General features: G+C 67.4%; 22 protein-coding genes and 1 tRNA gene. 19 read left to right on the top strand and 4 right to left on the bottom strand.

Features of this window, described 5'->3' with window-relative positions; genetic code table 11:
- The first annotated feature begins 56 nt into the window (after positions 1 to 56).
- The 12 genes from ABR737_RS16960 to ABR737_RS16905 all read left to right on the top strand — a co-directional run bounded on the left by ABR737_RS16960 (position 57) and on the right by ABR737_RS16905 (position 14522).
- A complete protein-coding gene (locus ABR737_RS16960) occupies positions 57 to 1667 on the top strand; it encodes a nitroreductase family protein (RefSeq protein WP_350251006.1) in 1611 nt (536 codons plus the stop codon).
- Between the two features lie 14 nt (positions 1668 to 1681).
- Positions 1682 to 4459, top strand: coding sequence for a lantibiotic dehydratase (locus ABR737_RS16955; RefSeq protein WP_350251005.1), 2778 nt, complete (start codon positions 1682 to 1684; stop codon positions 4457 to 4459).
- Positions 4456 to 5547 carry a lantibiotic dehydratase C-terminal domain-containing protein gene (locus tag ABR737_RS16950; RefSeq protein WP_350251004.1) on the top strand — a complete coding sequence of 364 codons (1092 nt, stop codon included), beginning with the start codon at positions 4456 to 4458 and terminating at the stop codon, positions 5545 to 5547. The genes ABR737_RS16955 and ABR737_RS16950 overlap by 4 nt, the downstream gene beginning before the upstream one ends.
- 1283 nt (positions 5548 to 6830) lie before the next feature.
- Complete coding sequence (locus ABR737_RS16945; protein ID WP_350256812.1) at positions 6831 to 7751, top strand: ABC transporter ATP-binding protein; 921 nt, start codon at positions 6831 to 6833, stop codon at positions 7749 to 7751.
- Positions 7748 to 8503, top strand: a complete 756-nt coding sequence (locus ABR737_RS16940) for an ABC transporter permease (protein WP_350251003.1) — start codon at positions 7748 to 7750, stop codon at positions 8501 to 8503. The genes ABR737_RS16945 and ABR737_RS16940 overlap by 4 nt, the downstream gene beginning before the upstream one ends.
- Positions 8500 to 10431, top strand: a complete 1932-nt coding sequence (locus ABR737_RS16935; RefSeq protein WP_350251002.1) for a TOMM precursor leader peptide-binding protein — start codon at positions 8500 to 8502, stop codon at positions 10429 to 10431. The genes ABR737_RS16940 and ABR737_RS16935 overlap by 4 nt, the downstream gene beginning before the upstream one ends.
- Positions 10432 to 10487: 56 nt before the next feature.
- A complete protein-coding gene (locus ABR737_RS16930; protein ID WP_350251001.1) occupies positions 10488 to 11678 on the top strand; it encodes an amidohydrolase in 1191 nt (396 codons plus the stop codon).
- Positions 11679 to 11812: 134 nt separating this feature from the next.
- Entirely contained in the window at positions 11813 to 11992 is a 180-nt protein-coding gene (locus tag ABR737_RS16925) for a thiazolylpeptide-type bacteriocin (RefSeq protein ID WP_350251000.1), read from the top strand.
- A gap of 86 nt (positions 11993 to 12078) precedes the next feature.
- Positions 12079 to 12255, top strand: coding sequence for a thiazolylpeptide-type bacteriocin (locus ABR737_RS16920; protein WP_350250999.1), 177 nt, complete (start codon positions 12079 to 12081; stop codon positions 12253 to 12255).
- Between the two features lie 92 nt (positions 12256 to 12347).
- Complete coding sequence (locus ABR737_RS16915; RefSeq protein WP_350250998.1) at positions 12348 to 13406, top strand: LLM class flavin-dependent oxidoreductase; 1059 nt, start codon at positions 12348 to 12350, stop codon at positions 13404 to 13406.
- A gap of 20 nt (positions 13407 to 13426) precedes the next feature.
- Entirely contained in the window at positions 13427 to 13684 is a 258-nt protein-coding gene (locus ABR737_RS16910; protein ID WP_350250997.1) for a hypothetical protein, read from the top strand.
- Between the two features lie 223 nt (positions 13685 to 13907).
- A complete protein-coding gene (locus ABR737_RS16905) occupies positions 13908 to 14522 on the top strand; it encodes a hypothetical protein (protein ID WP_350250996.1) in 615 nt (204 codons plus the stop codon).
- A 634-nt stretch (positions 14523 to 15156) separates the two neighbouring features.
- Here the strand turns inward: ABR737_RS16905 and ABR737_RS16900 are convergent.
- Positions 15157 to 15222: transfer RNA gene (locus ABR737_RS16900), tRNA-Gly, on the bottom strand.
- Positions 15223 to 15480: 258 nt separating this feature from the next.
- Between ABR737_RS16900 and ABR737_RS16895 the strand changes: the two genes are divergently transcribed.
- Complete coding sequence (locus ABR737_RS16895; protein ID WP_350250995.1) at positions 15481 to 16005, top strand: PadR family transcriptional regulator; 525 nt, start codon at positions 15481 to 15483, stop codon at positions 16003 to 16005.
- A gap of 97 nt (positions 16006 to 16102) precedes the next feature.
- Complete coding sequence (locus tag ABR737_RS16890) at positions 16103 to 16645, top strand: PadR family transcriptional regulator (RefSeq protein ID WP_350250994.1); 543 nt, start codon at positions 16103 to 16105, stop codon at positions 16643 to 16645.
- Positions 16646 to 16677: 32 nt separating this feature from the next.
- Here the strand turns inward: ABR737_RS16890 and ABR737_RS16885 are convergent, their stop codons facing one another.
- On the bottom strand, positions 16678 to 17937 hold the full coding sequence (locus ABR737_RS16885; RefSeq protein WP_350256811.1) for a PucR family transcriptional regulator: 1260 nt from the start codon (positions 17935 to 17937) through the stop codon (positions 16678 to 16680).
- Positions 17938 to 18192: 255 nt separating this feature from the next.
- On the opposite strand from ABR737_RS16885, the gene ABR737_RS16880 reads away from it, so the two are divergent.
- Entirely contained in the window at positions 18193 to 18867 is a 675-nt protein-coding gene (locus tag ABR737_RS16880; protein ID WP_350250993.1) for a helix-turn-helix transcriptional regulator, read from the top strand.
- Between the two features lie 182 nt (positions 18868 to 19049).
- Here the strand turns inward: ABR737_RS16880 and ABR737_RS16875 are convergent, their stop codons facing one another.
- Positions 19050 to 19739: a TMEM175 family protein gene (locus ABR737_RS16875; RefSeq protein ID WP_350250992.1), complete on the bottom strand. Its 690-nt coding sequence runs from the start codon at positions 19737 to 19739 to the stop codon at positions 19050 to 19052.
- 331 nt (positions 19740 to 20070) lie between these two features.
- Here ABR737_RS16875 and ABR737_RS16870 point away from each other — a divergent pair, with 331 nt between their 5' ends.
- From ABR737_RS16870 to ABR737_RS16855, 4 genes are all read left to right on the top strand, one after another.
- Positions 20071 to 20775 carry a response regulator transcription factor gene (locus tag ABR737_RS16870; protein WP_350250991.1) on the top strand — a complete coding sequence of 235 codons (705 nt, stop codon included), beginning with the start codon at positions 20071 to 20073 and terminating at the stop codon, positions 20773 to 20775.
- A 161-nt stretch (positions 20776 to 20936) separates the two neighbouring features.
- Positions 20937 to 21584 carry a hypothetical protein gene (locus tag ABR737_RS16865; RefSeq protein WP_350250990.1) on the top strand — a complete coding sequence of 216 codons (648 nt, stop codon included), beginning with the start codon at positions 20937 to 20939 and terminating at the stop codon, positions 21582 to 21584.
- A 535-nt stretch (positions 21585 to 22119) separates the two neighbouring features.
- The gene (locus ABR737_RS16860; RefSeq protein ID WP_350250989.1) at positions 22120 to 22686 is read left to right on the top strand and encodes a hypothetical protein; all 567 of its coding nucleotides are present in this window, start codon (positions 22120 to 22122) and stop codon (positions 22684 to 22686) included.
- A 4-nt stretch (positions 22687 to 22690) separates the two neighbouring features.
- Complete coding sequence (locus ABR737_RS16855; protein WP_350250988.1) at positions 22691 to 24022, top strand: carotenoid oxygenase family protein; 1332 nt, start codon at positions 22691 to 22693, stop codon at positions 24020 to 24022.
- Positions 24023 to 24492: 470 nt separating this feature from the next.
- Here ABR737_RS16855 and ABR737_RS16850 read toward each other — a convergent pair whose 3' ends face one another.
- The gene (locus tag ABR737_RS16850) at positions 24493 to 25158 is read right to left on the bottom strand and encodes a DUF2306 domain-containing protein (protein ID WP_350250987.1); all 666 of its coding nucleotides are present in this window, start codon (positions 25156 to 25158) and stop codon (positions 24493 to 24495) included.
- Positions 25159 to 25429 lie beyond the last annotated feature (271 nt).

The raw sequence follows: 25429 nt of genomic DNA, 5'->3' as shown, positions 1-25429 counted from the left end.
CTGCCCCGACGCCCCTACGACCGACCGCCCGCGAGTTTTTGGAAAGGACATGCGCCGTGGCCTACGCCCATGACTACCTCAACGCCGTGCTTCACCGCGCACGGGACGGAATGCCACCGCTCGGATTCCAGCCGGACTGGGCCGATGCCCCCCGGCAGACCAAGCTCTACCGGGGACTGGACATCATCGAACTGCCGGTGACCTCTGCCGGCGTGCCGGAGTCTGACGCCCTGCTCCGCGATGCCTTCTCACCGCCGGCCAAGGGCGGCAGTGCAGGCTTCACCCTGGACCTGCTCTCCGGGATGCTCCTGGAATCCTACGGCCGGCTCAGCCGCCGCATCGAGATCAACGCCAACGACGATCTGGACAAGATCCAGTCCTACTCCTCGGCCAAGTTCAGCCGTGGAACAGCCTCCGGCGGCGGTCTGTACCCGGTGAGCATCTACTGGGTAGCCGGTCCCAGCGCCCCTGTCCCGCCCGGCGTCTACTACTACAGCTCCCCACACCACGGTCTGCAACGGCTGCTCAGTGGCGACGTCAGCGGTCAGGTTGCCGAGGCACTGGCCGCCGGCGGCGAACCGGCCGTGGACACGGACCAGTTCATGCTGCTCGGTCTGAAGTTCTGGCAGAACGCCTTCAAATACAACAGCTTCAGCTATCACGCCACCACGATGGATATCGGCACCGTTACGCAGAGCTGGCGGCAGTGGTCGGGCGCCCGGGGACTGGATATCCGGCCGGCCTTCTGGTTCGACGAGCCCCGGTTGGGTGAACTCATCGGAGTACGTCCCGATGACGAGGGAATCTTCGCCGTTGTCCCGCTCGCTTGGGCGGGCACCCGTCTCCCACGGCCCGCCGCCACGGTGCCGACGCGCTCGTCGGTGACGCACACCGACGAGGAACGCTCCCGCACCGTACTGCAGTTCGAGACGCTTCAGGCCATCCACACCGACACCCTCACCGGGGCCGGTCTCCGGCCCGATGCGCAGACCCTGGAGGCCGCCAGGGCCCTGCCACCGCGCGTCGCCGAGCGCATCCCGCTCGAACCTGCCGAGTTCGGCGAAGTGAGCCTGGGAGACGCTCTACGGGGCCGCCGCAGTAGCTTCGGCGGCTTCTCCTCCGTACGCGCCCTTTCCCGGGGGGAGTTGGGATCCCTGCTGACCGCCGCCGAACGTGGTGCCGCCCTGCCCTGCGACCTTTCCCCGGCCGCAGACCAGGGGCTCGGCCTGGTCAAGTTCTGCGTCTTCGTCAATCACGTCGAGGGCATCGAGCCGGGAAGTTACGAGTACGACCCCAAGCAGTCCGCCCTGGCGCCTGTCAAGACCGGCAGCTGCGGCACCTTCCTGCAGCGCAATTACTTCCTCAACAACTACAACGTTGAGCAGGCAGCCGCCGTCATCGTTCCCGTAATACGCGGAGATGCCGTCATCGACGCCGTCGGACCGCGCGGCTACCGCCTGATCAACGCTCTGACGGGTGCCGTCGCCCAGGCCCTCTACACCTCTGCTGCCGGACTGGGTATTGGCTGTGGCGCCGCCCTGGGCTTCGACAACATCTCCTACATGGAGGAACTCGGGCTGACCGAGACCCGGGAGATGCCGCTGCTGATGCTCATGATCGGCCATGAGCGGGGCGGCCACGCCGGCTGCCGGTTCGAGAACGGATGAGGCGAAACCACACCGTGACCACCGCATCCCACCCTGTCCCTGCACCGGAAACGACAGTACTGTCGCACGACACTCAGTTCGGCCCGCGCTTCATGGCCCGTGTCGGCGGCCTCCCCTTCGAAGCCGTCACCGGCCTGCGCCAACCCCGCTCGCGGGCCTGGGCCGAGCGCGTGGCCCAGGCCAGTCGCCGGCTGCTGGCCGAAGGCGCACGGCTCAGCGACGAGCTCCATGACCTGGTCAAGGCCAACGAGGACGGTCGCTTCCGCCGACAGTTGCTCAACGCCCGCCGCAAGCTCTTCACCGGCGCGATGCCCAGGAACGGCGAAGAGCTGGCCGGCCGCATCGGCGGCGTCGTTGGCGCCGATCTGCACGCGTGGATGGAGCTCCACCGCGAGCTGGACCGCATGCTGAACGACCCGGTAGTCGACGAGGAGCTCGCTCTCGCCCGAGAGCATCTCAAGGATCTCGCCGCAGAACCACGGCTGCGTCAGGGGCTGCTGCTGGCCTCGCCCACACTCGACGAGCAGATCGGTGCCTACCTGCGCACCGCCCCCACAACCGCCCGGCTCTCCAAGAAACAGCGGCGCATCGAACGCTCATTACTGGAGTACATCTACCGCAGCGCCTGCAAGACCAGCCCGTTCAGCTCCTTCACCGGTGTCGCCCTCGGCGAGTTCGAGCAGACAGCCGACACCGACGGCTTCGCCATGGCTGTGGACGACCGGTGGAGCGATCACACCCAGCTCAACATCGCCGTCCTCGGCCGGCTCGGCGAACTCATCACCGCCGACGCACGGCTGCGTCCCGACCTGACGGTCACCCTGGTCACCGGCTGGACCAGCGACACCGATCGGATCCGCTACGTCCGCCGAACCGTCACCACAGGCGACGATACCGTCACCGCCAGCTTCGACTCCGTCAGCGAGACCATGTTCTTCCTACGCCACAGCGGAGGACTGGACGCGCTCATGGCTCTCTTCGAGGGCGGCCGGGCCCTGCGCTACGACGAGTTGCTCGGCCGCTTCGCCCAGCGCGTCGCGGCCGGCACCGAGGAGTGCGACCGTTATCTGGCCGCCCTGCTGCGGCTCGGCTTGCTCTCCGTGCCCGCGCTCGCCGTCGACATTCACCACCCCGACCCGGTACGCGGATTCGCCGATAACCTGCGCTCCCTCGGACGCTCCTGGTCCGACCGGATCGCCGACGCACTGAACCATGTCAGCGGCTTGGTCCGGGCCTACCGTGGAGCCCCGCTCGCCGGACGTCGACAGATTCTGGACGAGGTACGGCAGACCCTCGCCGCTGTCCATCGTGATCACACGTGGGAACAGCAGGCCACACTGCCGCCCACCCTGATATACGAGGACACCCGGGCCGCTACCGCAGCCCTGCCGCTCGATGCAGAGTGCTTCCAGCGGCATATCGGCCGCTCCCTGGCTTCCCTCTCACGGATCATGCCGGCCTTCGACATGGCGCTGCCGCATCGGCTCACCCTGCGCGGATTCTTCCTGGCCCGCTACGGCCCCGGCGGCTCCTGCTCCGATCTGCTCGGCCTGGTCAGCGACTTCCAGGAAGACATCTACGACCAGTACGTCCGAGTCTCCTCCGCCCGCACGCCGTTCGCCGACGACGGCAGCTATGTGCCCGCGGAGAACTGGCTCGACCAACCGGAGATCACGGCTGTGGACGAGGCCCGGCGGCTCTTCGCCGAGCAGATGGCCGCCCTTTGGGAAGAATCCGGTTCCGGACGTGAGGCCGTCACCGAGATCGAACTCGACGACTCTTTTATCGCCGCTGTCGACGAAAAGCTCCGGCCACTGGCCCCGGACTTCCGTCCGGCCGCCCACTTCGTACAGCTGTCGGCCACCCCGGACGGCCCGGCCGTGCTCAACCGTTCTTGGGGCGGACTCTTTTTCCCCTTCTCTCGCTTCAGCCACGGCTTCGACGACCTCGGCCTCGCCGAACAACTGCGTACCTGGCAAGGGCGGTTATGCCCGCAGGGCGCCGTCTTCGCGGAAGTTACCGGAGGTACCGCACGTACCAACCTCAATCTGCACGGCCGGCTGACCGACTATGAGATCGTCTGCCCCGGCGAGCACAGCACCGCCCCCGAAGCCGCACGCATCCCGCTGGAGGACCTCACCCTCAGCCACGACCCCGGCTCCGACCGGCTGGTGCTCACTTCCCGCACTCTGGGGCAGGAAGTCATTCCTGTCTACTTCGGCTACCTCGTCCCGATGGCGCTGCCCGAGGTGGCCCGCATCCTGCTCCTGCTCTCGCCCTCGGCCATGGTCTCCCCCGATGCCTGGGGTGGTGTCCCGGAAGGCCCCGCCACCGACGGCGTACACAGTCGGCCCCGGGTGCGACACGGCGGCGTGGTGCTCAGCAGACGCCACTGGTCCGTCCCGGTTGAGGCGCTGCCGTTGCGCCGGCCGGAGGAGGACACCGCCCGCTGGTTCCTGCGCTGGCAGGACTGGCGACGGCAACACGGCATGGAAGCCCAGGTGTTCGTCACCCTCCGCGACCGTCGGCCGGAGGCCCTGCCGGGCACCGGTGGTCCAGCGCCCGTACGACGGCACAAGCCGCACTACCTCGACTTCGACAGCTGCCTGTCCCTGAACCTCTTCGAACACTTGGTGACCTCCGAGGTGGAGTCGGTGACCGTCACCGAGATGCTCCCTGCCCCCGGCGCGTTGCACACCACGTCGAGCGCCGGCAGCCACATCACCGAGATCGCGGTGGAAACCTTCACCGCGCTGCCCCCCTGCCGTCCCGACCCCCGTGAGGAGAGATGACCACCTACCCCCCTGCCATGCCGCCGTCCGAGGGAGTTCCCGCGGTGGACGACCGATGGCTCGCGGTCTACGTCTTCTACGCCGGCAGCACGCGCCCGCTGCTGACCACGTGCATCAAGCCGCTCATCGCCGAGCTCACCTCCGAGGGCCTGATCAGTCAGTACTTCTTCCTCAACTACTGGCTTGAGGGACCCCACGTACGGGTGCGCTTCAAGCTCGTAAATCCTTCCGATGCCACTGCGCGGAGCACCGTCAAAGCGAGGGCCGAGGAAGCCATCTCCGCTTTCCTGCGCCGCCGTCCCTCGCTCTATGAGGTCACCTCCGACTTCTACCTCGGCCTCTACAACACCCTCTTCGACCTGGAGTACACCGACGAGCAGCGCCAGGCCTACCTCGGCGAGGACGGCCGAATGCGGCTGCGTGCCAACAACTCCTTCCACTGGACCGCCTACGAGCCGGAGTATGACAAATACGGCGGCCCGGTCGGAGTGGACCTCGCAGAGTGGCACTTCACCCGCTCCACCGACCTCGTCCTCGACTCCATAGCCGTCATGAACCTGCACATGCGCAGCGTTCTGCTCGGGTATGCCGGCCAGCTCATGATGGTGATGTGCTCGGTCTTCCTCGACGAGGGCACGGCCGTCGTTCGCTTCCTTGAGCGCTACCGCGACTACTGGCACAGCGCGTTCCGTGGCACCGACCTGGTCTCCGGCTCCGACTTCGACCGCAACTACGACCCCATGGCCGCCGCCGTCTCCGAGCGGTTCACCGCCATCAGCAACGCTGTGCGGGAGGGCGAGGGCCACCGCCTGCCAGGCTCGCTCGGTTCCTGGGCCGCCCACTGTGTCGAACTGCGGCGGCGCATCGCCGCACTGGCCCGTTCGGGGCAGCTGGCCTTTCCTTCCTGGGACCACACCCACCGGGTCACCGTCACCGACCCGGACGAGGCCACGGCGCGGCTGCTCTCCGCCTATCTGCACATGACCAACAACCGGCTGCACATCACCCTCACCGACGAGGCATACCTGGCCCATGTGCTGGTACGCGCACTGACGGAGCCGAGTGCCGAAGCGGAAGGCGTGGCCTGATGACCGCGGCACTGCTCGACGGCCGGCCACGCCGTGCACCGGGCCTCGTCATCGGACCCGCTGTGCTGCACGGCACACGTACCGTCCATCTGGTCAAGGACCGTGCCAGCGGGCAGTTCTTCGAGATCGGACCCAAGGAGCGCTTCATCATCGAACGGCTCGACGGTACCCGCCGCCTGGCCGAGATCGGTGAAGAGTACACCCGGGCGTTCGGCCGGGTCATCGACGAACGGGGATGGGGGGCCATTCTGGCCACTTTGTGGCGTCGCTCCTTCCTGGACGACGCAGGCGGCCGACGACCTCCTGTCCCCGAGGCCCGTGGCCCGGAGCCGACCCGTGCACGCGGGCGAGGGACCGGCTCGGTGAACTGGGGCGATCCGCAACGGATGCTCAAACGGCTGCACCGACACACGCGCTGGGCCTTCACCCCTGCTGCGGCCGTGGTGACCCTGCTGCTCTGCGGCGGCATGCTGCTGTGGCTCGCGATGCACACGTCGGAACTCCTCGACGACGTCCCGGTGCTCTACCGGCACCCCGAACTGGCAGTGCTGGCCGGCTTCCTGCTGTGGGGCAGCTCGGCACTGCACGAGGTCGGGCACGGACTGTGGTGTCATCACTACGGGGGCCGGGCCACCGCCATCGGTATGCGTTGGCGGTTGCCGATGGTGGCGTTCTACTGCGAGGCCGACGACGTCCTGGTGCTGGCCTCCCGTCGGCAGCGGGTGGCCACGGCGGCGGTCGGGGTAGTGATGAACCTCGTGGTCCTGCTGCCGTTCTGCACCGTGTGGCTGCTGTTGCCGCCCGGCGACATCACCCACGACAGTCTTTCCGCGCTGCTGGTGATCGGCGTGCTGCGGGCCTTGGTCAACTATCTTCCGTTGCCCGCCCTGGACGGCTACCGGATGCTCGAACATGCCTTGAACGTCATTGATCTGGGCCCGCAGACCTGGACCTACCTGCGGCGAAACCGCCGGAGGGAGACCGGGTACGGCCCGCGGGCGCGGTGGATCTACCGCGGCTACGCAGCTTTGTTCACCGTCAGCGTGCTTGCGGTCACCACTGTCGCAGTCTCGCTGGTGGTGCACTTCACGTCCGGCATCATCCGGGTGATCGCGCTGGCTGCCGGCGGCGTGTGGACCGCTGTAACGCTCGCTGTCGCGAGGCGTCGCCCCACAGGGCGCCGCGAGATGCCCGCAGAACCGGTTGATGGCCTGACTGCAGGTACGCCGCAGCCCCCTGCCCGGACGTCTCCGCAACGCAACAGACAAAGGAGTGTTCCCCTCGTGAAACCCCAATCCCCGGACGAGCCGGTGCTGGTCGTCCAGGATCTGCGCAAGTCATATGGAGAGACGGTCGCGGTGGCCGGTACCTCTTTCGCCGTGGGAAAAGGGGAATTCTTCGGCATCCTCGGCCCCAACGGGGCGGGCAAGACCACGCTGGTCGAGATCCTTTCGGGCCAGCGCACCCCCGACTCCGGAACCGTCACCCTCTTCGGTCAGAGCCCCTGGCCGCGCAGCATGGCGGTCTACCGCCGACTCGGCATCCAAACCCAGGCATCCTCATTCTTTCCCGACCTCACCGCGCTGGAACACCTGCAGACCATGGCCGGGCTCTACGGCCTGCCCCGCTCGGCTGCGGACGAAGCGCTGGAGAAGGTGAGTCTGACGAGCTCGGCCTCGGTACGGGTGACCAAGCTTTCCGGTGGCCAACGCCAGCGACTAGCCATCGCCTCCGCTCTGGTGCACGGCCCCGAGCTGCTCTTCCTCGACGAGCCCACCGCCGCGCTGGACCCCGAGGCACGGCGTGGCCTGTGGGGGCTGCTGCGCGAGATCCGCGCCCAGGGTTGCTCGATTCTGTGCACCACCCACCATCTCGACGAGGCCGAGGAGCTTTGCGACCGCACGGCGATCATCCAGGCCGGCGCCGTCATAGCCCTGGACACGCCCCGGCAGCTCATCCGTGAGGCCGGCGGCCCCAGCCGGATCTGCCTCCCCGCCGACCTTCTCGCGCCCGAGGCTGCCAGAGCACTGTCCGGTGTGCTCACCGTCGAGGAATCCGGCAGCGATGTGGTGATCGGCACCGAGTCCGTCTCCCAGGTGCTCGCCGCTCTGGGCTCCGTTGTCGACCTGCAAGACGTGGAGACCCGTCGCCCCACCCTTGAGGACGTCTATCTCAACCTGACCGGAGTGGAGTTCACCAAGTGACCGGATTCAGGCCGCTGGTACGGGCGCACTACCTTGCCACCAGCCGTAACAAGGCGGAGTTGTTTTTCACCTTCGCCTTCCCCCTGATCTTCATCGTCGTTTTCGGACTGATCTTCGGCTCGCGACCCGCCGACGGCGGCAAGAACGTCATCGACTACCTTGCCCCCGGTGTCCTTTCCTGGGGCGTGGGCAACGCCGCTGTCTTCGGCGTCGCCTACTCGCTGGTGAAATGGCGTGAGACTGCTCTTCTGCACACCATCCGCCGCACGCCCACGTCGGTGCTGACCGTGCTCGGCAGCCGACTGGCGATCGTCCTGTGTGTGGCGCTGTCCCAGGCGGTGCTCTTTCTCGCCATCGCCATGGCACCACCGTTCCATCTGCACGTGACCGTGAGTGGACTCGCTCTCACCGTGCCGGTGCTGCTCAGCGGAGCACTGGCCTTCTTCGCTGTGGGCGTCGTGGCCGGCAACATCTGTCGCACCCCCGACGCCGTGGGCGCGTTTGCGAACTGCCTGATGGTGCCCATGGCGTTCCTCAGCGGGTCGTTCATCCCACTCAGCCAGTCCCCCGACTGGTTGCGCGCCGTCTCCCATGCCCTGCCGCTGCGCTATATGAACGAGGCGATTACCGGAGTGCTGGACGGAGGCACCGCCCTCGGTCCCTGGGCCCTGCGCTGTCTGGCCCTGCTGGCTTTCGCCGCGGTGCTGTCAGCCTTGGCCGTAAAGACCTTCCGTTGGGAGAACGCCGAATGAGCCTCCCGGTCGAGAGCCCCCCCTGCCGGTACACCGCTGCGTCCGAAGTCGTGCGGCGGGAGTTCGCCGTCCGGCAGACAGGGTGGGACCCGCACACCATGCCGCCCGCCATCGTCACTCTCGGCGTCCACGACGTACTCACTGCCGGGTCACCCGACCCGGAAGCCGCTGAGCGGCCCGCCGCCACCGTCCACCTCGCTCCGGACATCGCCGTGATCGGGCCGTTCCCCGACCGCTCCGGTGCCCCCGGCCCGTGCGGGCACTGCCTCGCTCTGCGCTGGCAGCGGCTGCGTCCCGAATTTCAGCGCCTGGCCCTGGAATTCGGTAGCGGTCATCAGACGCTGGGGGAGTGGCCGCTGCTGTTGCCTTCCACCGTGGAGGCTCTGTGGCAACTGCACCAGGCGTGCAGCGCAGTGCATTCGCCGCCCGACCGACGGCTGGGGACGGCCTGGGTCTGGGCCATGGACCTCGACAGTCTCCTGGTGCGCCGTTTCCCGCTCACCCCCGACCCGCTCTGCCCCGCCTGCGGCCCCGTCGGCAGTGAACCCCGGATGAGGGAACTGCCGCCGGCGCCCAAGCGGGCGTCGGGCGACTACCGGGCCCGCAGCCCGGAGAGCTTCGAGCTGCCCTCCGATGCTCTGATCAACCCCGTCTGCGGGGTTCTCGGTGCCACTACCTCCCGCACCATCACCTCGCCCACCACCGCCCCCGTCACCGGCCGCGTGATGATCACTGGTCACTACGGCCTGGCCGAGATGACGTTCAGCGGTCAGAGCAACTCCTTCCGCCCCAGTCGCGACCTGGCCTTCTTCGAAGGACTGGAGCGTTACGCAGGCATCAGCCGCCGACATGGCGGTCCGATGGTCGTTGCTGCTTACGACGACATCCGTGACCATGCCCTCGATCCCCGCGCCTGCGGCACCTACTCCGAACTGACCTATCAGCTCGACGACGCCTGCGCTCCCTTTGACCCGGCCCGGCCCGTCCCCTGGATCTGGGGACATGAACTCACCACCGGCCGCGCCGTCCTGGTGCCCCGCCGACTCGTCTACTACGGCGGTGATACCTCGGACGACAACTTCGTCTTCGACTCCTCCAACGGCTGCGCCAGTGGCTCCACCCTGGCGGAGGCCGTTCTCTTCGGCCTGCTGGAACTCATCGAGCGCGACTCCTTCGTGCTCGGCTGGTACGGCGGTGCGGACTTGCCGGAGATCGACGTCAGCGCTGTCCGCGACGCGGAACTCCGCATGATGCTCGATCGAGCTGCCCTCCAGGGTTACGACGTCAAACTCTTCGACAACCGCATCGACCTGCCCGTCCCCGCCGTCACCGGAGTGGCGGTACGCCGTGACGGCGGCCCGGGCCTGCTGTCCTTCGCCGCCGCGGCCGGGCTCGACCCGCGCCGCGCGATCCTGGGCGCGCTCTCGGAGATCCTCACTTATCTGCCCGAACTGCCCCGGCGCTTCCGGGAGCGCTCCGACGAAGTGCGTGCCATGACGGACGACTACTTCCTGGTGCGTCGGCTCAGAGACCATCCGGCGCTCTTCTCCTTGCCCGAGATGGCCCCGCACGCCGCTCGCTACCTCCAGCCGGCCACCACCGTGCCCTACGAGGAGACCTACGCCGGCTGGCAGCGCATCCGACCACACGCCACTGACCTGCGCGAGGATGTCGCCCTGATCACCGGTGCGCTGGCTGACGCCGGCCACGAGGTGATCGTGGTGGAGCAGACCACGCCGGAACAGCGCGGTCTGGGACTGCACACCGTCGCCACCATCGTGCCCGGCCTGCTTCCGATCGACTTCGGCTGGGCCCGCCAACGGGCCCTGCACATGCCCCGGATGTTCTCCGCCTACCGCCGTGCGGGCTGGCGTGAGACTGATCTGACCCGGGCAGACCTTCACCTCGTCCCTCACCCCTTCCCATGAGCCGGTCGCTGCGACGGGATGTTGCCTCTGTTCTGCCTTCGGCCCTTGAACTCTATTTGCGGCTGCACAGCGAGCCCGAGCTATCCGGTGGCGAGCAGCGCACCGCTGCCCGGGCAGCCACCGTTCTGCGCAGTCTCGGCTGCCGGGTCACCGAGGGCATCGGCGGCCATGGTGTGGTCGGAGCGCTGCACAACGGCCCGGGGCCAATGGTGCTGCTCCGCGCCGAACTCGACGCTCTGCCCGTACGTGAGGAGACCGAACTGCCCTATGCCAGCACGGTGACTGCGCCGGGCCCCAACGGCGCGCTCGTTCCGGTGGCACACGCCTGTGGCCATGACGCCCACTTGGCTGCCGCACTGGGCGCAACGGAGTTGCTGGCACGGCACCGCGACCGGTGGAGTGGCACCGTGCTGCTGGTGGGCCAGGCCTCCGAGGAAACACTCTCCGGTGCGGCTGCCATGCTCGCCGACGGGCTTTACGAACGCTTCGGTACTCCAGACGCGGCCCTCGCCCAGCACCTCGCCCCTTTCCCGGCCGGAGTGGTGGCACACGGCCGGACGGTACTGGCGGCCTCCCGCGTGCTGCGCATCGTGCTGAACGGCTCCGGCGGGCACGCCGCATACCCCAAGGGCACCGCCAACCCCATCGAGGCGGCGGCCGCTGTCGTTGCCGGGCTCTGTCATGCGGTCGGCCCGGAGGTCGTAGCCGGCGTCGGCACCCTGCATGCAGGCACTACCGTCAACGTTCTTCCGGACCAGGCAACCCTTGAGGTGGGAATCCGGGCCCCCACCGAGCCACAGGCCGAAGCAGCCGAACAGGCGATCGCGGAACTGGCCCGGCGAGAGGCGAAGCGGCTCGCCGTCGGGCATCCCCCTGAGATCACCGTCACCGCTCGCTCCGCCCCCACTGTCAATCACCCCCAGCTCGGTGCGACGGTACGCACGGCACACGCCGCCGTGCTGGGACCCGCCGCGGTGCAACCCTGGCGCATCTCCATGGCCACCGAGGACTTCCCCGAATATGCAGCTGGGGGAACCGTGCCGACTGTCTACTGGATGCTTGGCTGTGTCGGCCGGCAGCGGTGGGAGAGCACCACCGGCCTGCCGCCGAAGGAACGGTTCGCGGCCATTCCGCCCAACCACTCACCGCGCTTCGCCCCTGATCCGGTGCCCACCCTGAGTACCGGAATCGTCGCCATGGCGACGGCGGCGCTCGCCTGCGGTCTGGGGGATGTCAGCGAGATGTGAGGCCGTTATCAGCCGCCTTGCGACAGGGTGCCCGTGAATAGAGACAGGCCGGATGAAGGCGGGCTGCATCTCCATGCGGCCCGGCTAAAGCCGCATTTCATGACCACATTCCTGTGAGAGGAGAGAAGCACGCTATGAGTATCAAGCCTGACCTCGCCGACCTGGCGCGGGACATGCTCGCCCTGGAGTCGGAGACCTTCGAGATCAACGACTACAACGAAGCCGACGGCAAGCTGTTGGGTGGTTCGTCCACGAGCTGTGACAGCAGCTCCTGCAGCTCCAGCACCACTTCCTGCACCAGCTGCTGCAGCTGATCTTCGCTCTTTGGGCCTCGGTGGAATCAACGCCGACGACCCACAACTACGCAACCTGCACCACCACTTGAAGAGAGGAGTCCACGATGGTGGACAAGCTCGATCTCGCCGACCTGGCGCGGGACATGCTCGCCCTGGAGTCGGAGACCTTCGAGATCAACGACTACAACGGCGCCGAGGGCACCATGATGGACGGCTGCACCAGCACCACCAGCTGCAGCACGACCTCAAGCACCACATCGAGCTCCAGCTGCTGCAGCTGAGCGTAACCCCATGAGGATCGGCGGGACGGCGTCGTCTCACACCGGGCGCCGTCCCGCCCCGCCCCAGCATCCCGACGAAGGTGATCCACCGTATGGAACACGGCATATCGCTCCTGCCCGACTGCCGTCCCACGCAGCGCACGCCCGCGGAGTACTACCGCGACGCCATCGACATCAGCAGATTCAGCGATGAGGCCGGACTCGGCTATGTGAAGATGACCGAGCACTACCTCGGCGACTACGGCGGCTACTGCCCCAGCCCGCTGACCTTCCTGACGGCGGTTGCCGCACGGACCAGCCGTATCCGCCTGATGACGGGTGCGCTGCTGCCGGCCTTTCACCACCCCATCCAGCTTGCCGCGCACATCGCCCAGGTCGATGCGATCAGCGGTGGTCGGGTGGACGCTGGATTCGGCCGGGCCTGGCTGCCTTACGAGTTCGACGCCTTCAAGGTGCCGATGGACGAGAGCAGGCCACGCTACGAGGCCACGATCGAGGCCGTGGTGCGGCTGTGGACCGAGGAGAAGGTCAGCGAGCAGACGCCCTACTTCTCTTATGCGGACGCCACCTCGTTACCCCCGGTTACCCAGCGGCCTCACCCGCCGGTGTGGGGAGCGGCAGTGAAATCCCCCGAGAGCTTCACCTGGCTGGCCACCAAGGGTTTCGGCGCCATGCTCGCTCTTCCCCCGGCCCGCCAGTACAGCAGTGTCAGCCGGCACTTGGTCGACCACTACCGTGAGGTCTTCGCCGCCACCCACGGCACCACCAGGACTCCGCGTATTGCCATGAGCACCCCGCTCTATATCGCCCGCACCGACGAAGAGGCCTACCGCATAGCCGAGCCCCTCTATCGCGAATACGTGCGAGTGTGGACCGAGGCGGCCCGCTCCTGGCGAACCACCAGCTCCAGCGGCTACGTCGGGTACGAGTCCATGGGCCGCGACATGAAGCACCTGAGTACCTTCGACGTCAAGCGCTACGGTACGGCGGTCATCGGTTCCCCGGAATCTGCCGTGGAACAGATCCGGGAATTGCACGAAACATATGCGGCCGATACCTATCTATGGAATGTCGACTTCGGCGGGCAGACTTACGAGCAGATGCACTCCAGTCTGAAGCTTTTCGTCGACGAGGTCCTGCCCAAGCTGTGACCCGACCCCAGGGGAAGGCCATGTACGAATCCACCGACAGGCGGCACACCACCGGTATGTCTCCCGCTGTCCGCTCCCATGGCGGCATCGACCGTCAGCAGCGGGCTGGGCGCGCCCTCACCCTTGCCGGTTACGCTGCTTATGGGCTTTTCCCGCTCTCCGGCGCCATCGCGGTGACGCTCATGGTGCTCACCGGCTCCTGGTACTGGATGCTGCTGGTGCCCCCGGTCGCCTACGGAGCGCGGCAGTTGACCAAGGGCTTGCGCCCACGCGACTGATCCTCGCCGCACATCCGGACGTCCCGCTGCCATGGCGTGACAAGGAGTCCGGTCTGGCCTGTCCACCTGGGGCGATGTCCTGGTGGTGTCGACGCCGGGGCTCGCGGCCAACACCAAACCCAAGATTCCGGTTTGGCCATGGCCGGGGCCAGAGTGATCGGTCCGAGGCCGGTAGGGGCGAGTTCGTCGGTGAAGCGACCACCCCCGGCTGTGAGGGCCGCGCGTGACAGACCGGTCTTTCAAGGTCCGCTTCTATGACACGGAGGTGTACAAGGGGAAGCGCGGCACCACCCACACCGTCCGCTGGTCCGTGAACGGCAAGCGCCGCGGCGAGACTTTCAAGACCAGCGCCCTTGCGGAGTCCTTTCGCGCGACGCTGCTCGTTGCGGCGAACAACGGCGAAGCCTTCGACCTGGAGACCGGGCGCCCGGTCTCCCACGCCTCGCCCGCGGCCGAGGTCACCTGGTACGCATTCGCCCTCCAGTACGTCGACATGAAGTGGCCCCGCATCTCGGCGAATAACCGCAAGAGCACAGCCAAGGCCCTGACGAAGATCACCCTCGCCCTGCTGCACGCCCAACCGACGCGCTTCGACCCCGTCGAGGTCCGCAGGGCCCTGCGCGAGTACGTGTTCAACAAGAACCGACGCGGCGAGGCCCCTCCCGGGACACGCACGATCCTGTCCTGGATCCGGGGCAACTCCCTGCCCATGCGTGCTTGGGAGGGCCCCAGGCACGTCGACAACGTGTTGCTGGCGATCGGCACCCGGTTGGAGGGGTCGCGGACTGCGGCCAGCTCCGTAAACCGCGCCCCCGGCGCATCACGAATGTGGTCCTGAAGCACGCCATCCGGCAGAAGATCCTCAGGACCAACCCGCTACCCAAGGGAAAGGACGAGAACGCCGCGCCCAAGGCAGCCGGGGCTGTGGACAAGCGCTCTCTGCTCCATCCCGGCCAAGTCTCTTCCCCGGGGAGAAGGGCGGGCTGCTCGCCGGCTCGGTGTTCCGCCGGGTCTGGCGCGAGGCTCGCAAGGCCGTCCTCGACGAGCACGAGTACAGCTCGCCCGTTGGCAAACGCGTGTACGACCTGCGCCACACCTGCCTGACGACGTGGCTCAACAACGGCGTCCCACCGGCCCAAGTCGCTGCCTGGGCCGGCAACAGCGTCCCCGTCCTCCTGGCGACCTACACACGCTGCATCACTGGACAGCCGAGCGAACTCCAGGGGCGGATCGAAGGGCCGCAGCGGCTGCCGGCAGTGCCCGCAGCCGCGAAGAGACCGCCGGAAAACTTCGGGAAGTTTTCGGGAAGACCAGTCGCCGAGAGCCGTTCGAAACCGGCGTCAGCCGGACTGGCGCCCTCGCCGCCGGGAGTCGCTCCGGCCCTGCCGAAGCCGTCGCGCCACGTCCGCTAAACCGCCTCTGACCAGCAAAAGCCCTCCGCGAGGGAGGCCTGAGCAACGGGCGGAGAAGAGCGCCCCCGGCAGGACTCGAACCTGCGGCCGAGTGCTTGGAAGGCACCTGTCGGTTACCCGCCTGGCTGGTGCGCTCTGCCCCCGACCCGGCGGACCGCAGGGCCGCGCTAGGTGTGTTGTCGGAGAGGAGGCCCTCGCCTCTTTCAAGGACCACTCACGGCATGTCGCCTGTCACCAACGTCCCGGGACAACACACCTAGGGCCTGTCTTCAAAGTCCCTTTCGCGTTCGGCGAGGCCTTCGACCACGGCACTGACGCGTTGCTATAGTAGCGACATGTCGAATATGACATATTCTTGAGCTTGTGACTCTCAGATACGCAGTGATGGGCCTGCTCATGGACCGCCCCGGCAGCGGTTACGACCTGATGAAGCGTTTCCGGCGGTCGCTCGGCAACGTCTGGCTCGCTTCGCAGAGCCAGCTTTACGGCGAGCTGAATCGTCTTGCTGACACCGGGGCGATCGAGGTCACTTCGGAAGGTCCCCGCGGTCGCAAGGAGTACGTCCTCACCTCGTCGGGTGAGGCGGAGCTGTTGAAATGGCTCGCCCGCACCGAAGGCAGAAAGCCGCAACGCCACGAGATGCTCCTGCAAGTCTTCTTCTTCGGGCTGCTCCCACGGGAACAGGTCGTCCAGCGGCTTGCTCGGCAAGCTGAGATCGCTGCCGAGGAACGTGCGGCACTTGTCGACATCGAAGCGTCGATCGACTGGGACGACGGCGCCCCGTTCAGCGCCAGTGGCCGGATTGCCCTGGAGTACGGGCTGCGGCTGCGTGCCATGGAGGAGGGCTGGGCCCTCTGGGCCGTCGCGCAGGCCGGCGGCCCGTCCGGGAACGGCGGACGACTCCGGTGAGTGCGAGCGCCGGCCCCGGACTCCGGCGGCCTGATCGACGTCTCCCGCGACGAGGCCGGGCCATGGAGACTCGGTGAGTGACATGTAAGGTATTGACATGTCACTCACACAGGCACTACTGGGGCTGCTGGCTGTGGAGCCCGCCAGCGGATACGAGCTGACGAAGGAGTTCGAGGGGGACCTCGGGCAGTGGGCCTGGCAGGCTGCACACCCGAGTGTGTATCCGGAGCTCGTCCGGATGGCTGAACGCGGCCTTGTCGAGGTCACCCAAGAAGGCCCTCGCCGGCGAAAGACGTACGAGGTGACGGACAAGGGGCGCGAGGAACTGCGAGCGTGGCTGCAGGCGCCCTGGGGGCAGGGAGTCGTGCGCAACGAGCAGGTTCTGCGCATGTTTCTCCTGGAGGCGCTGGAGCCGGAAGAGGCGGCCTCCGCGCTGCGCGGCGTCATCGAGCACGCCGAACGCAATGTCTCCGCACTGCGGGAGCACCGGGCCAGGCGGGAGGCCGTGCCGCCCGAAGGCCGCGATGCGCTGGGGCAGCTGGCGGCCGAGTTCGGCCTGCGGCAGTACCAGGCCATGCACGACTGGGCGCTGTGGGCCCTCGATAACCTGAACCGGCGCCGCACGTCTCCTCCGGCCTGACGATCGCCCGGCCCTCGCCCAGGGCGCGCAGGTCACGGTCGTGGAGCGGCCAGCACATCGCAGAGACGGAGGGCGACGAGCAGTTCCGCCTTCCGTTCGAGGTACCCGGCGCCCAGCATTTCGGTGACCGAGTTCAGCCGCAGCCGGACGGTGTTCTCGTGGATGCCGAGCCTGGCCGCCGTCGCCGTGTGAGTGCCGCAGGACAGCCAGAGGGAGAGGGTCTCCCGCATACGAGCCGCCCGATCGGTGTTGTCCGCGAGTGGGCCCAACTCGTCCCGGACGAACATGGCGGCGGACGACGGATCGTGCAGCAACAGGTCCTCCAGCGAGAGGTCGTGGAAGGACAGGCACCGGGGTGCGTCATGGAACTTCTCGCGGATGTCCTCGGCCCGCACGGCTTCACGATGGCTCGCGCGAAAGCCCGCGATCCCCGGTCGGGGCCTGCCCATCGCCGTCTGCGCATCTGACCCCAGCAGCGTCCGGCGCAAGGTGTCCAGGACACCCGCCGAGACTGCTTTCCGGTACCCCAGCCAGGCGGTCCAGTGGGTCGCGAACGGCGGCAACAGCAGGTGCTCGCGTGCCGAGGTGGCAGCCTTCGCGCGCTGAAGGACCTTCTCGGCGTGTGCGCGGTCGGTCGCGTTGATGAGCAGGCCGATGTGGGTGCCGCCCAACCGGTAGCCGAGCGCGGCGTCCCAGGCCGGGTTCACGCGTCCGTCGTCGGCGGCGAGGATCGTGGTGATCACGTCACGTCGGCGCAGATCGCCACCGAGGCGGAGGCCGGCCGTAGCCTCCTGGTGGGCGAGTACCGACTGGCGCATGGCGCGCTCGGCGAAGTCGAAGGTGCAGAACGCCACCCGGGAGACCACCTCGCCCGACACCGCGATACGCCCGCCGTCGGCGGCAGGGGCCGGTGCGAGCCCGGGCCAGCCCATCCTGCCCCACCGGTCGATGATTTCGCGCGTGCCGGTCCAGTAGGCCTGCCGTACGCAGGCCAGGGGAAACCCCTGCTCGGCGACCCATACGCCGAAGTCGCGCACCTGGCTCGTGACATCTTCCACGGGAAGGGACGCGACATGGTGGGCCTTCGCGACCGACAGCACGTTCGTCCGGACGAAGCGCCTGAGCTCGTTGTGGAACGGCACGCTGCCCTGCCGGGCGGGAAACACGTCCTTCGTGATCTCGCGGGTGATCTCGTCGCAGAGCCGATCGATCCAGGTGATCCCGAAGTCCTGTGTACCGGGCGCCTCCTTCGGCCCGCATGCCTCCTTGAGCAACTCCGCGCCAGAACGCATGCCCACCGTCGACACCTCATATCCCCGATACTATAAAGCCGACATGTCGAAGGTTAGATGTGCCCCCTGGGTGCGTCAATTCAGCCATTCCTGACGCGAAACAGGGCCGTCGTGTGAGGACCCGATCCGGGAGACGTGGAGATGCACCTGCCCGCCCTCTACGGGGCTGGCCGGTGGGGACTCGACACCGACGGGCCTGGCTTCTGTGCCTCGGCGACATGATGCCCGGCTCCGATGCGGCATACCGTTCGGGCAGTGAGCAGCCATGCAAACAAGGAGAGAAGTGTGCCTCCACCGGCGCTGACTGTCGTTGCCAGTGACGCGATCACGCGCGACGGAGTGTGTTCCTGGTTCCGTGCGAGCGGCTTGGTGCGACTGCTCCCGCCCGGTGCGGTGGCTGATGCCGATGTGACGGTTCTCTTCGCCCATCAGGTGGCCGAGGACACCTTGGCGACCATGCGGCAGCTCGTGAAGCAGGCGGCGAAGCCGGCGATGAAGTCGGCGATGAAGTTCGTGCTGGTCGCGGACCGCATCAGTGAGGTGGAGCTGATGCGTGCGATCCGGTACGGCCTCGTCGGCTTCGTGCCCCGCTCGCAGGGGTGCATGGACCAGGTCCTCCAGGCCGTGCTGAGGAGTCGGGAGGGAGGGGTCCAGTTCCCGGACGTACTCGTCAAGTCCTTGATCGACCGGATGAGGAGCCTGCAGGAGGACGTGCTGGAACCGAACGGCTTGAACGTAGCCGGTTTCAAGGACCGGGAGATCGAGGTTCTCAAGCTTCTGGCCGAGGGAATGGACACCGCGGCAGTCGCACGGCAGCTGGACTACTCGCAGCGCACGGTCAAGAACATCCTGGCCGGGCTCGTGTTCCGCCTCGGCCTGCGCAATCGGACCCAGGCCATCGTGTACGCGATGCGAGCCGGTGTGATCTGACCCGTCGCGAGGTGCGACGTGGTGTGTACGCATCGGTCACCTTGCTGTGGTGATCCGCTCCCACGGAATCACGTCCCTGACGCCCCCGGACAGTGGCGCGATCCCGTGGAATGGTCAGCGTGGGTGGCCGCGACCGCGGCCCCGTCTCCTCGACGGAGGTCTGCGGAAGGGGCCCCTGGAGGTCATGGCTGTGGCCAACCGGGCCCGGTACGCGGCCAGTAGTCGGCCGTTGGGACGGGAGGCGGCATCGCCGCCGCGCGCTTGGCCGTCCTGCTCTGGCGCCATGCGGTGTAGAGCCGGACGGGGATGCCCAGCCCGACCCACCAGTACTCCGCTGCGGCGGGCGAGATCAGAGCCACCGGCAGCGAGCTTCCGAAGATGACGGCGACACCCGCCGCGCTGTGGAGTGGCTTGGCGATCAGCTCGTACGGGGCTCTGGGGCTGCGCAATGCCGGGCGGCTGCGGAGCCACAGCGCCATCACCGTGATCAGCAGAGCGGACAGGGCGATCGTGCCGGCGTACAGCGTGGTGGCGAGCGGGTTGCTGTGGTACCTGGTGATGAGCTTCGTGGGAAACGGGAGCGCGGCGACGAGGGCCATCAGCGCCAGATCGAGGTACATCAGGGGGCCGTCCAACTGTTCCGCTGCCCGGAACAGGCGGTGATGGGCGATCCACAGTGCCCCGACGACGACGAAACTCAGCAGGTAGCCGGCGACGGACGGGAGGGCTTCCTCCAGGGCGTGCCCGAGTTCGGCGGAAGGCAGGTCCTCCGGGACGCTGATTTCCAGCGCGAGCAGCGTGATGGCAATGGCGAAGACGGCGTCGGCGAACGCTCGTACCCGCTCGACGTCGATTCCGTGCAGAGGTCTCACTGGCAGGACTCCTGGTTCTTCTCCGTGCTCAGCCCATGCGGGCCGTGCCCTCGGTGCGGGGTAAGCGCGGCGCACGGCCCGAAGCGCGGTCGCCAGGGGCCGTTCCGGCTGTTGCTCGAAGGGACTCTGTACCTAGCGATCTCGACATGTCAATTTCATAGTGTTTTTCGTGATGATGTTGCGAAGATCCTCCCGATCGGGGTGTCGACACCCGCTGCCGCCCGTCCCGCCTCGTCGCATATTCCCGGTCGTGGCGCCATGTGACGGCTCGCGAAGGTGCGCGAGAGATGTCAACCTTGACCTATCGGAACTGACATGTAGTCTTCAAGCCATGGATGCGATGCAGGGTGTGGCGCGTGGCGGAGGCCTGAGGGGATCCGCGGTGTCACGCAGGGGAGACGTCATGGCCGGAATACCCTTGGCGGTGCTTGCCGGCGACCCGATCACCCGTGAAGGGGCCCGGTCGTACTTCCAGTCGTGCAGCCAGGTAAGACTTCTTGCGCCCGGTCGTCCATCAGACGCCGAGGTGGTCGCGATGTTCACCACGCAAGTGACAGACGAAACGCTCGTGTCGATGCGGCGGCTGTCGGCCGCGCCATCGAGGTCACGGACGTGGATCGTGCTCAGCGCTGACGGCATCAGCGAGGCCAGGATGCTGCGGGCCGTGCGGTACGGCCTGGTTGGCTTCGTGCCGCGTGCGCAGGCCGGCATGGAGAGCGTGCTGCAGGCCGTGTTGGACAGCCGGAAGAGACGGGCCGAGCCGCCCGACGTGCTCGTACGGTCGTTGACCGATCAGCTCAGAACCCTCCGGGACGGGCTTCAGGATGCGCAAGGCCCCGACACGGCTCGGCTGAAGGAACGCGAGGTGGCGGTCCTGAAACTGCTCGCCGAGGGCTGTGACACCGCGGAGGTGTCGGACGCCTTGGGTTACTCGGAGCGCACCATCAAGCACATCCTCGCGGGACTGATGGACCGCCTGGGATTGCGCAACCGCGCCCACGCCATCGCTTACGCGATGCGATCCGGCGCTCTCTGACACGCAGGCCCACCCGGCCCGGCTGACGTGCCGCCCGGCATCCGGGCGCACCCGCCGAACCGTCCTTCCGTTGGCCGTGGGCGCCCGAGACCGGTCAGCCCACACCTGGGGGCCGGTCCGGTTTCGGTGACACCCATTCCCACCCACGGACAGGAAGAAGTATGAGCTACATCCAGATCCTGGTGGCGATAGCCATCGTGGTGGCCGTCATCGCACGTCAGTTGCGGGGAGAGGCGCTCACGGGCCGGCGAGTGATGGTGCTGCCGGTCGTCCTCACGGTGATCGGCCTCGCCCTGCTGAGGGATGAGCACCCGACCTCCACCGACGTCATGTGCCTCGTCGCCGGCGGACTGCTTGCCTTCGGCATCGGAGCCGGGCAGGGTGCGATGACCCGTCTGGAGCCGCGGGCCGGTGTGACGTGGGCCCGGATGCCTGCCGCCGGGCTGTTGTTGTGGGCGCTGCTGGTGGTCACGCGCCTGGGCATGACAGTCGTCGCACACGCACTGGACGCGAAGGTGGCGGCGTCCTCGGCGACCATCTTCCTGGCACTGGGTATCAACCGCCTCGGCCAGGCCGCCGTTCTCGTCCCACGCCTGATGTCCTCCGGCATGGAGTTCGCCCCGGAGGGGGACGGCCGGATGTTCCCGGATCAGATGGCACAGCGATTCAGCCCGCCGCCGCTGGACAATCAGCCTCCCGGACAGGTGTACGGGGCCAACCAGCCGCCGCCGTACACCGGTTACCCCCAGGGCGGCGGACTGGACTCTCTTCGCAACCGCAGGCGGCAGCGCCGGGCACGCAGGTACTGACGACTGACGACTGGCGAGGGGATGGGCGACGGTGAGGCCCGCCGCCCTCACCGCGCGCCTGTGCCCTTTCTCCGGGCCATAGTGCGGAGAAGAATTGAAGAACATGTGCACAGGTGTCCCAAAGGGCATATGGCCGGGGCCGAAAGGCCCAAGAGCGGCGCGAACCTTCCATTGACCGGTCTATTGTTATTCCGACGGCAGATCAGTTCCGGTGAACGATATCGCCGTCGGGGAGTCCACTGTTCTTCCGGCGCTCGCTGACCTCGGGAATGCAATCTGATTTCCGGCGCCGGCCGCAGTCCGGATGAGCCCAGCGGTTACGCGCTTCGGCCGGTGGAATCGGCCGCGCCGTACCGCGCGGCACAGGCGATGTGGCATCCGAAGCCCACGATGAACAGCTGTCCGACTCCGTGCAGGAGATGCGGAACGGCGGTGGGGCAGGGTCGCCCGCCGTGGCGCCAGATCCCCGTTCGTATCCGACCTGCCGGAGCAGGAACGTCATCGGCTCTCTCGAATGAATGAGGAATGAGAAAAAATGCAATTCGCTAAGGGATTTCTTCCCTGGGTGGCTTTTGGCGGGCTTTCCGCCATCGGATGGCAGTGGGCATCTCTGGGTGCACTCGTCGTCAGCGCTTGGATCCTGCTCGTGGGAGTGAAGGCAGGTTTCAAGGCCGAAGCTCTCGTTCTGGAATACAGCAACACGGTGTTCTTCCTGCTCTGGACCGCGCTGGCCTTCGCTGACCCGACCAGTCCGGCCGAACACCTCGACGGCCCGGTGTCCATGGCCTGGCTGGCCGCCACGGCGTGGGGGTCGATCGTCATCGGTCACCCGTTCACCACCGGCATCGCGAAGCGGGACGTCCCGCGCGAGATGTGGAATGACCCCGGTTTCCTCCGGGTCAACCTGATCCTGACCAGGGTCTGGGCCGTCGCCTTCTCGATCAGCACGCTCACCCTGGGTCTGGTCGTCGTCGCCCCTCTGAACGTCGGATTCAGGATCTTCTTCCAGGCCGCCGGGCTCATCATTCCGGCCATCGTCACCGTGCAGTACCCGAAGCGCGTTCAGGCACGCATGAACGCGGCCATGACTCAGGGAGTTTGAAGTGATGAACAACCCACCCGTCCCGCACCTCGCGAAGAACTACGCGCCGGTGATGGACGAGATGAGCATCCAGGACCTGGAGGTCACCGGGGCGATTCCCCCGGAGCTCACCGGCTGGTATGTGCGGAACGGGCCCAATCCCCAGGACGTCGATTCCCCCCACTGGTTCTTCGGTGACGGCATGGTGCACGGTGTCCGCCTCGAAGGCGGCCGAGCGACCTCGTACCGCAACCGCTGGGTCCGCACCACCAAGTTCACGGAGGGCAAGACGACCTTCGGTGACGGGAAGGAAGACCTGACCGCCGGCTCCGCCAACACTCACGTGGTCCGGCACGCCGGGCGGACATTCGCCCTGGTGGAGGGGTCCCTTCCGTATGAACTCGACCTCCGTCCCGGCCGCGAACTCGACACGATCGGGCCGTACGACTTCGGTGGGCGTCTGCACACCGCCATGACCGCGCACCCCAAGGTCTGCCCGATCACCGGTGAGCTTCACTTCTTCGGGTACGGAGGCTTCAAGCCCCCCTTCCTCACCTACCACCGTGCGGACGCCTCAGGTGCCCTGACGGTCAGCCGCCCCATCGATGTGCCGGCGCACACGATGATGCACGACTTCCACCTGACCGCGAACTACGTCGTCTTCATGGACCTGCCGGTCGTCTTCGACCAGGAGACGGCTCTGCGCGGCGATGACCTTCCGTACAAGTGGCGCCCGACCTACGGGGCCCGTCTCGGTGTGCTGCGGCGCAACGACCCCTTCGGCGAGGTCCGTTGGCTGCCCATCGAACCGTGCTACGTGTTCCACCCGATGAACGCGTTCGACGAAGGGCCGGACAGCGGTCGGATCGTCATGCTCGTGGCCCGCTACCCGGTCTACAACGAGACCCATGCCACGCTGTGGCGCTGGGAACTCGACCTCGACTCGGGCAAGGTCATCGAAACCCAGCTCGACGACACGCCCTGCGAGTTCCCTCGCGTGGACGACCGCCTCGCCGGTATGGACTCCCGTTTCGGACACGTCACGGTGTCGGATACCCCGAACATCGGCACTGGGCTCTCCCACTCCTACCTGATCCGCTACGACCTGCAGACCGGTAACGCGATGCGCCACGAGCTCCCCGCGGGCCGGGTGGCCAACGAGGCATCGTTCGCTGCGGCCGATGGCACACCTGGTGGCCCGGGATGGCTCCTGAGCTTCGTGTACGACGCGAGCACCGACAAGAGTGACCTGGTGATCCTGGACGCTCAGGACGTGGTGGCCCCGCCGGTGGCCACGATTCACCTGCCCCGTCGTGTCCCGTTCGGATTCCACGGCAACTGGCTGCCGGACGAGTGACCGCGTGGGGCCCCGCCGTATCGGACGGCGGGGCCCGCAACCTCCCCCACACGTCCGGTAAAGCGGACGAACACGGCCGTCGTGGCGACATCCCTGTAGCGGTGTCGCGGCGACGGCCGTCGGTGTGCCCGCGAAGCCCCGCCGTACGAACGGCCCGTCAGCAGATGCGTCTCCTGGCCGGCTGTGCCGTCCTGAACCGGTCGGGCGCCGGACGGCTCGCACGTTGCTCCGGTGCCGGCCCGTGCGCGGACTCCGCGGGTTCGGTGGCCGACGGGTCTTCCCGCCTGGTGCCGGCCGGACCGGCAAGGGAACGGGAGGGAACGGGAAGGCAGGGTTTGACCGCTCCCCGCATGAGTGTGCCCGGCGGTGGCCCGGATTCCCGCTGGACAGCCTGTCCACCGGGAGTCCGGGCCGCCCGCCGGGCGTGTGCAACCACGGTGGTGGGATGGCTCAGAGCGACCACAGATGGGTCAGATGGTGAGCCGGGGGTCGGGCGTGGAGGTGGTCATGTGCAGGGAGGGGAGGTTCCGGCGCCGCACCATGAACTCGGCCACCACGATGTTGGGTATCCAGCACAGGTAGGGAAGAGGGCCGTAGGCCTGGCTGAAGATGTCCGTGAATGCGCGGCCGTCGGAGAACGGCAACTGCACCAAGATCAGCACGCCCAGCCACAGCCGGAGAGTCACGGCGGCATAGGTGAGAGCGAAGTTGCGGATCATCCATGCCTCGTGCTCACGGAACCGCCGGGCACGCGCGGCCTGGTAGCCCCGCAGGGCCGTCCATCCCCAGAGCACCGCCAGCGCCGCAAAGCCGAAGAACCCACTGATGCCCACCGAGCTGAACATCGACATGATGAACGCCGCCACCGTCCCGAGGGCGAGCGTGATCATGTAGATCCGCCCGATCCACCGGTGAACGCGCGGGTACCGGGTGCGCAGGCGCTGGGAGAACTGCCACGGCCCAAGTGCCAGAGCGAGCCCGGCACTGGCGATGTGCACATAGAAAGCGACCTGGACCGGCCAGCTCCGATCGGCATACGTGGTGGCCAGTCCGACATTGCGGGGGGCGAGTTCGGCGAGCGTGCCCTGGCCGTACTGGCCGACGAAGTAACCGGCTATCGCCAGTGAGGAGAACATGACCCAGCTCCAGCTCCATCTGTGACGCGAGGTCTGGTGCGAAGCGTGTCTCTTGGAGACGGTGTTGGTCATTGCGGATTCCGTTCGGATGTCGGATGTCATGGGTACAGGTCGGGACCACATGACGGAGACCGGGCGGAACCTGAACGCACTCCGCGTTCGCCGACCGCAGGCGCAAGCCCCCGCATGACCGTGTGCGATGGGTCCACGGCACTGCTCCGACAGTCTTCACGGGATCGCGAGGCCATCCCATGGCGCGGAGCCACAGTTG

It is taken from the genome of Streptomyces sp. Edi2, from assembly GCF_040253635.1.
In the GTDB taxonomy this organism is placed as follows: domain Bacteria; phylum Actinomycetota; class Actinomycetes; order Streptomycetales; family Streptomycetaceae; genus Streptomyces.
This window is presented reverse-complemented; position numbering and strand designations above follow the sequence as displayed.

Coding starts and splice junctions, on each gene's coding strand:
- ABR737_RS16860 (WP_350250989.1), top strand. CDS start 22,120: ATGCAATTCGCTAAGGGATTTCTTCCCTGGGTGGCTTTTGGCGGGCTT.
- ABR737_RS16895 (WP_350250995.1), top strand. CDS start 15,481: ATGGGCCTGCTCATGGACCGCCCCGGCAGCGGTTACGACCTGATGAAG.
- ABR737_RS16925 (WP_350251000.1), top strand. CDS start 11,813: ATGAGTATCAAGCCTGACCTCGCCGACCTGGCGCGGGACATGCTCGCC.
- ABR737_RS16950 (WP_350251004.1), top strand. CDS start 4,456: ATGACCACCTACCCCCCTGCCATGCCGCCGTCCGAGGGAGTTCCCGCG.
- ABR737_RS16890 (WP_350250994.1), top strand. CDS start 16,103: ATGTCACTCACACAGGCACTACTGGGGCTGCTGGCTGTGGAGCCCGCC.
- ABR737_RS16850 (WP_350250987.1), bottom strand. CDS start 25,158: ATGTTCTCCTCACTGGCGATAGCCGGTTACTTCGTCGGCCAGTACGGC.
- ABR737_RS16910 (WP_350250997.1), top strand. CDS start 13,427: ATGTACGAATCCACCGACAGGCGGCACACCACCGGTATGTCTCCCGCT.
- ABR737_RS16870 (WP_350250991.1), top strand. CDS start 20,071: ATGGATGCGATGCAGGGTGTGGCGCGTGGCGGAGGCCTGAGGGGATCC.
- ABR737_RS16855 (WP_350250988.1), top strand. CDS start 22,691: ATGAACAACCCACCCGTCCCGCACCTCGCGAAGAACTACGCGCCGGTG.
- ABR737_RS16885 (WP_350256811.1), bottom strand. CDS start 17,937: ATGCGTTCTGGCGCGGAGTTGCTCAAGGAGGCATGCGGGCCGAAGGAG.
- ABR737_RS16920 (WP_350250999.1), top strand. CDS start 12,079: ATGGTGGACAAGCTCGATCTCGCCGACCTGGCGCGGGACATGCTCGCC.
- ABR737_RS16865 (WP_350250990.1), top strand. CDS start 20,937: ATGAGCTACATCCAGATCCTGGTGGCGATAGCCATCGTGGTGGCCGTC.
- ABR737_RS16915 (WP_350250998.1), top strand. CDS start 12,348: ATGGAACACGGCATATCGCTCCTGCCCGACTGCCGTCCCACGCAGCGC.
- ABR737_RS16935 (WP_350251002.1), top strand. CDS start 8,500: ATGAGCCTCCCGGTCGAGAGCCCCCCCTGCCGGTACACCGCTGCGTCC.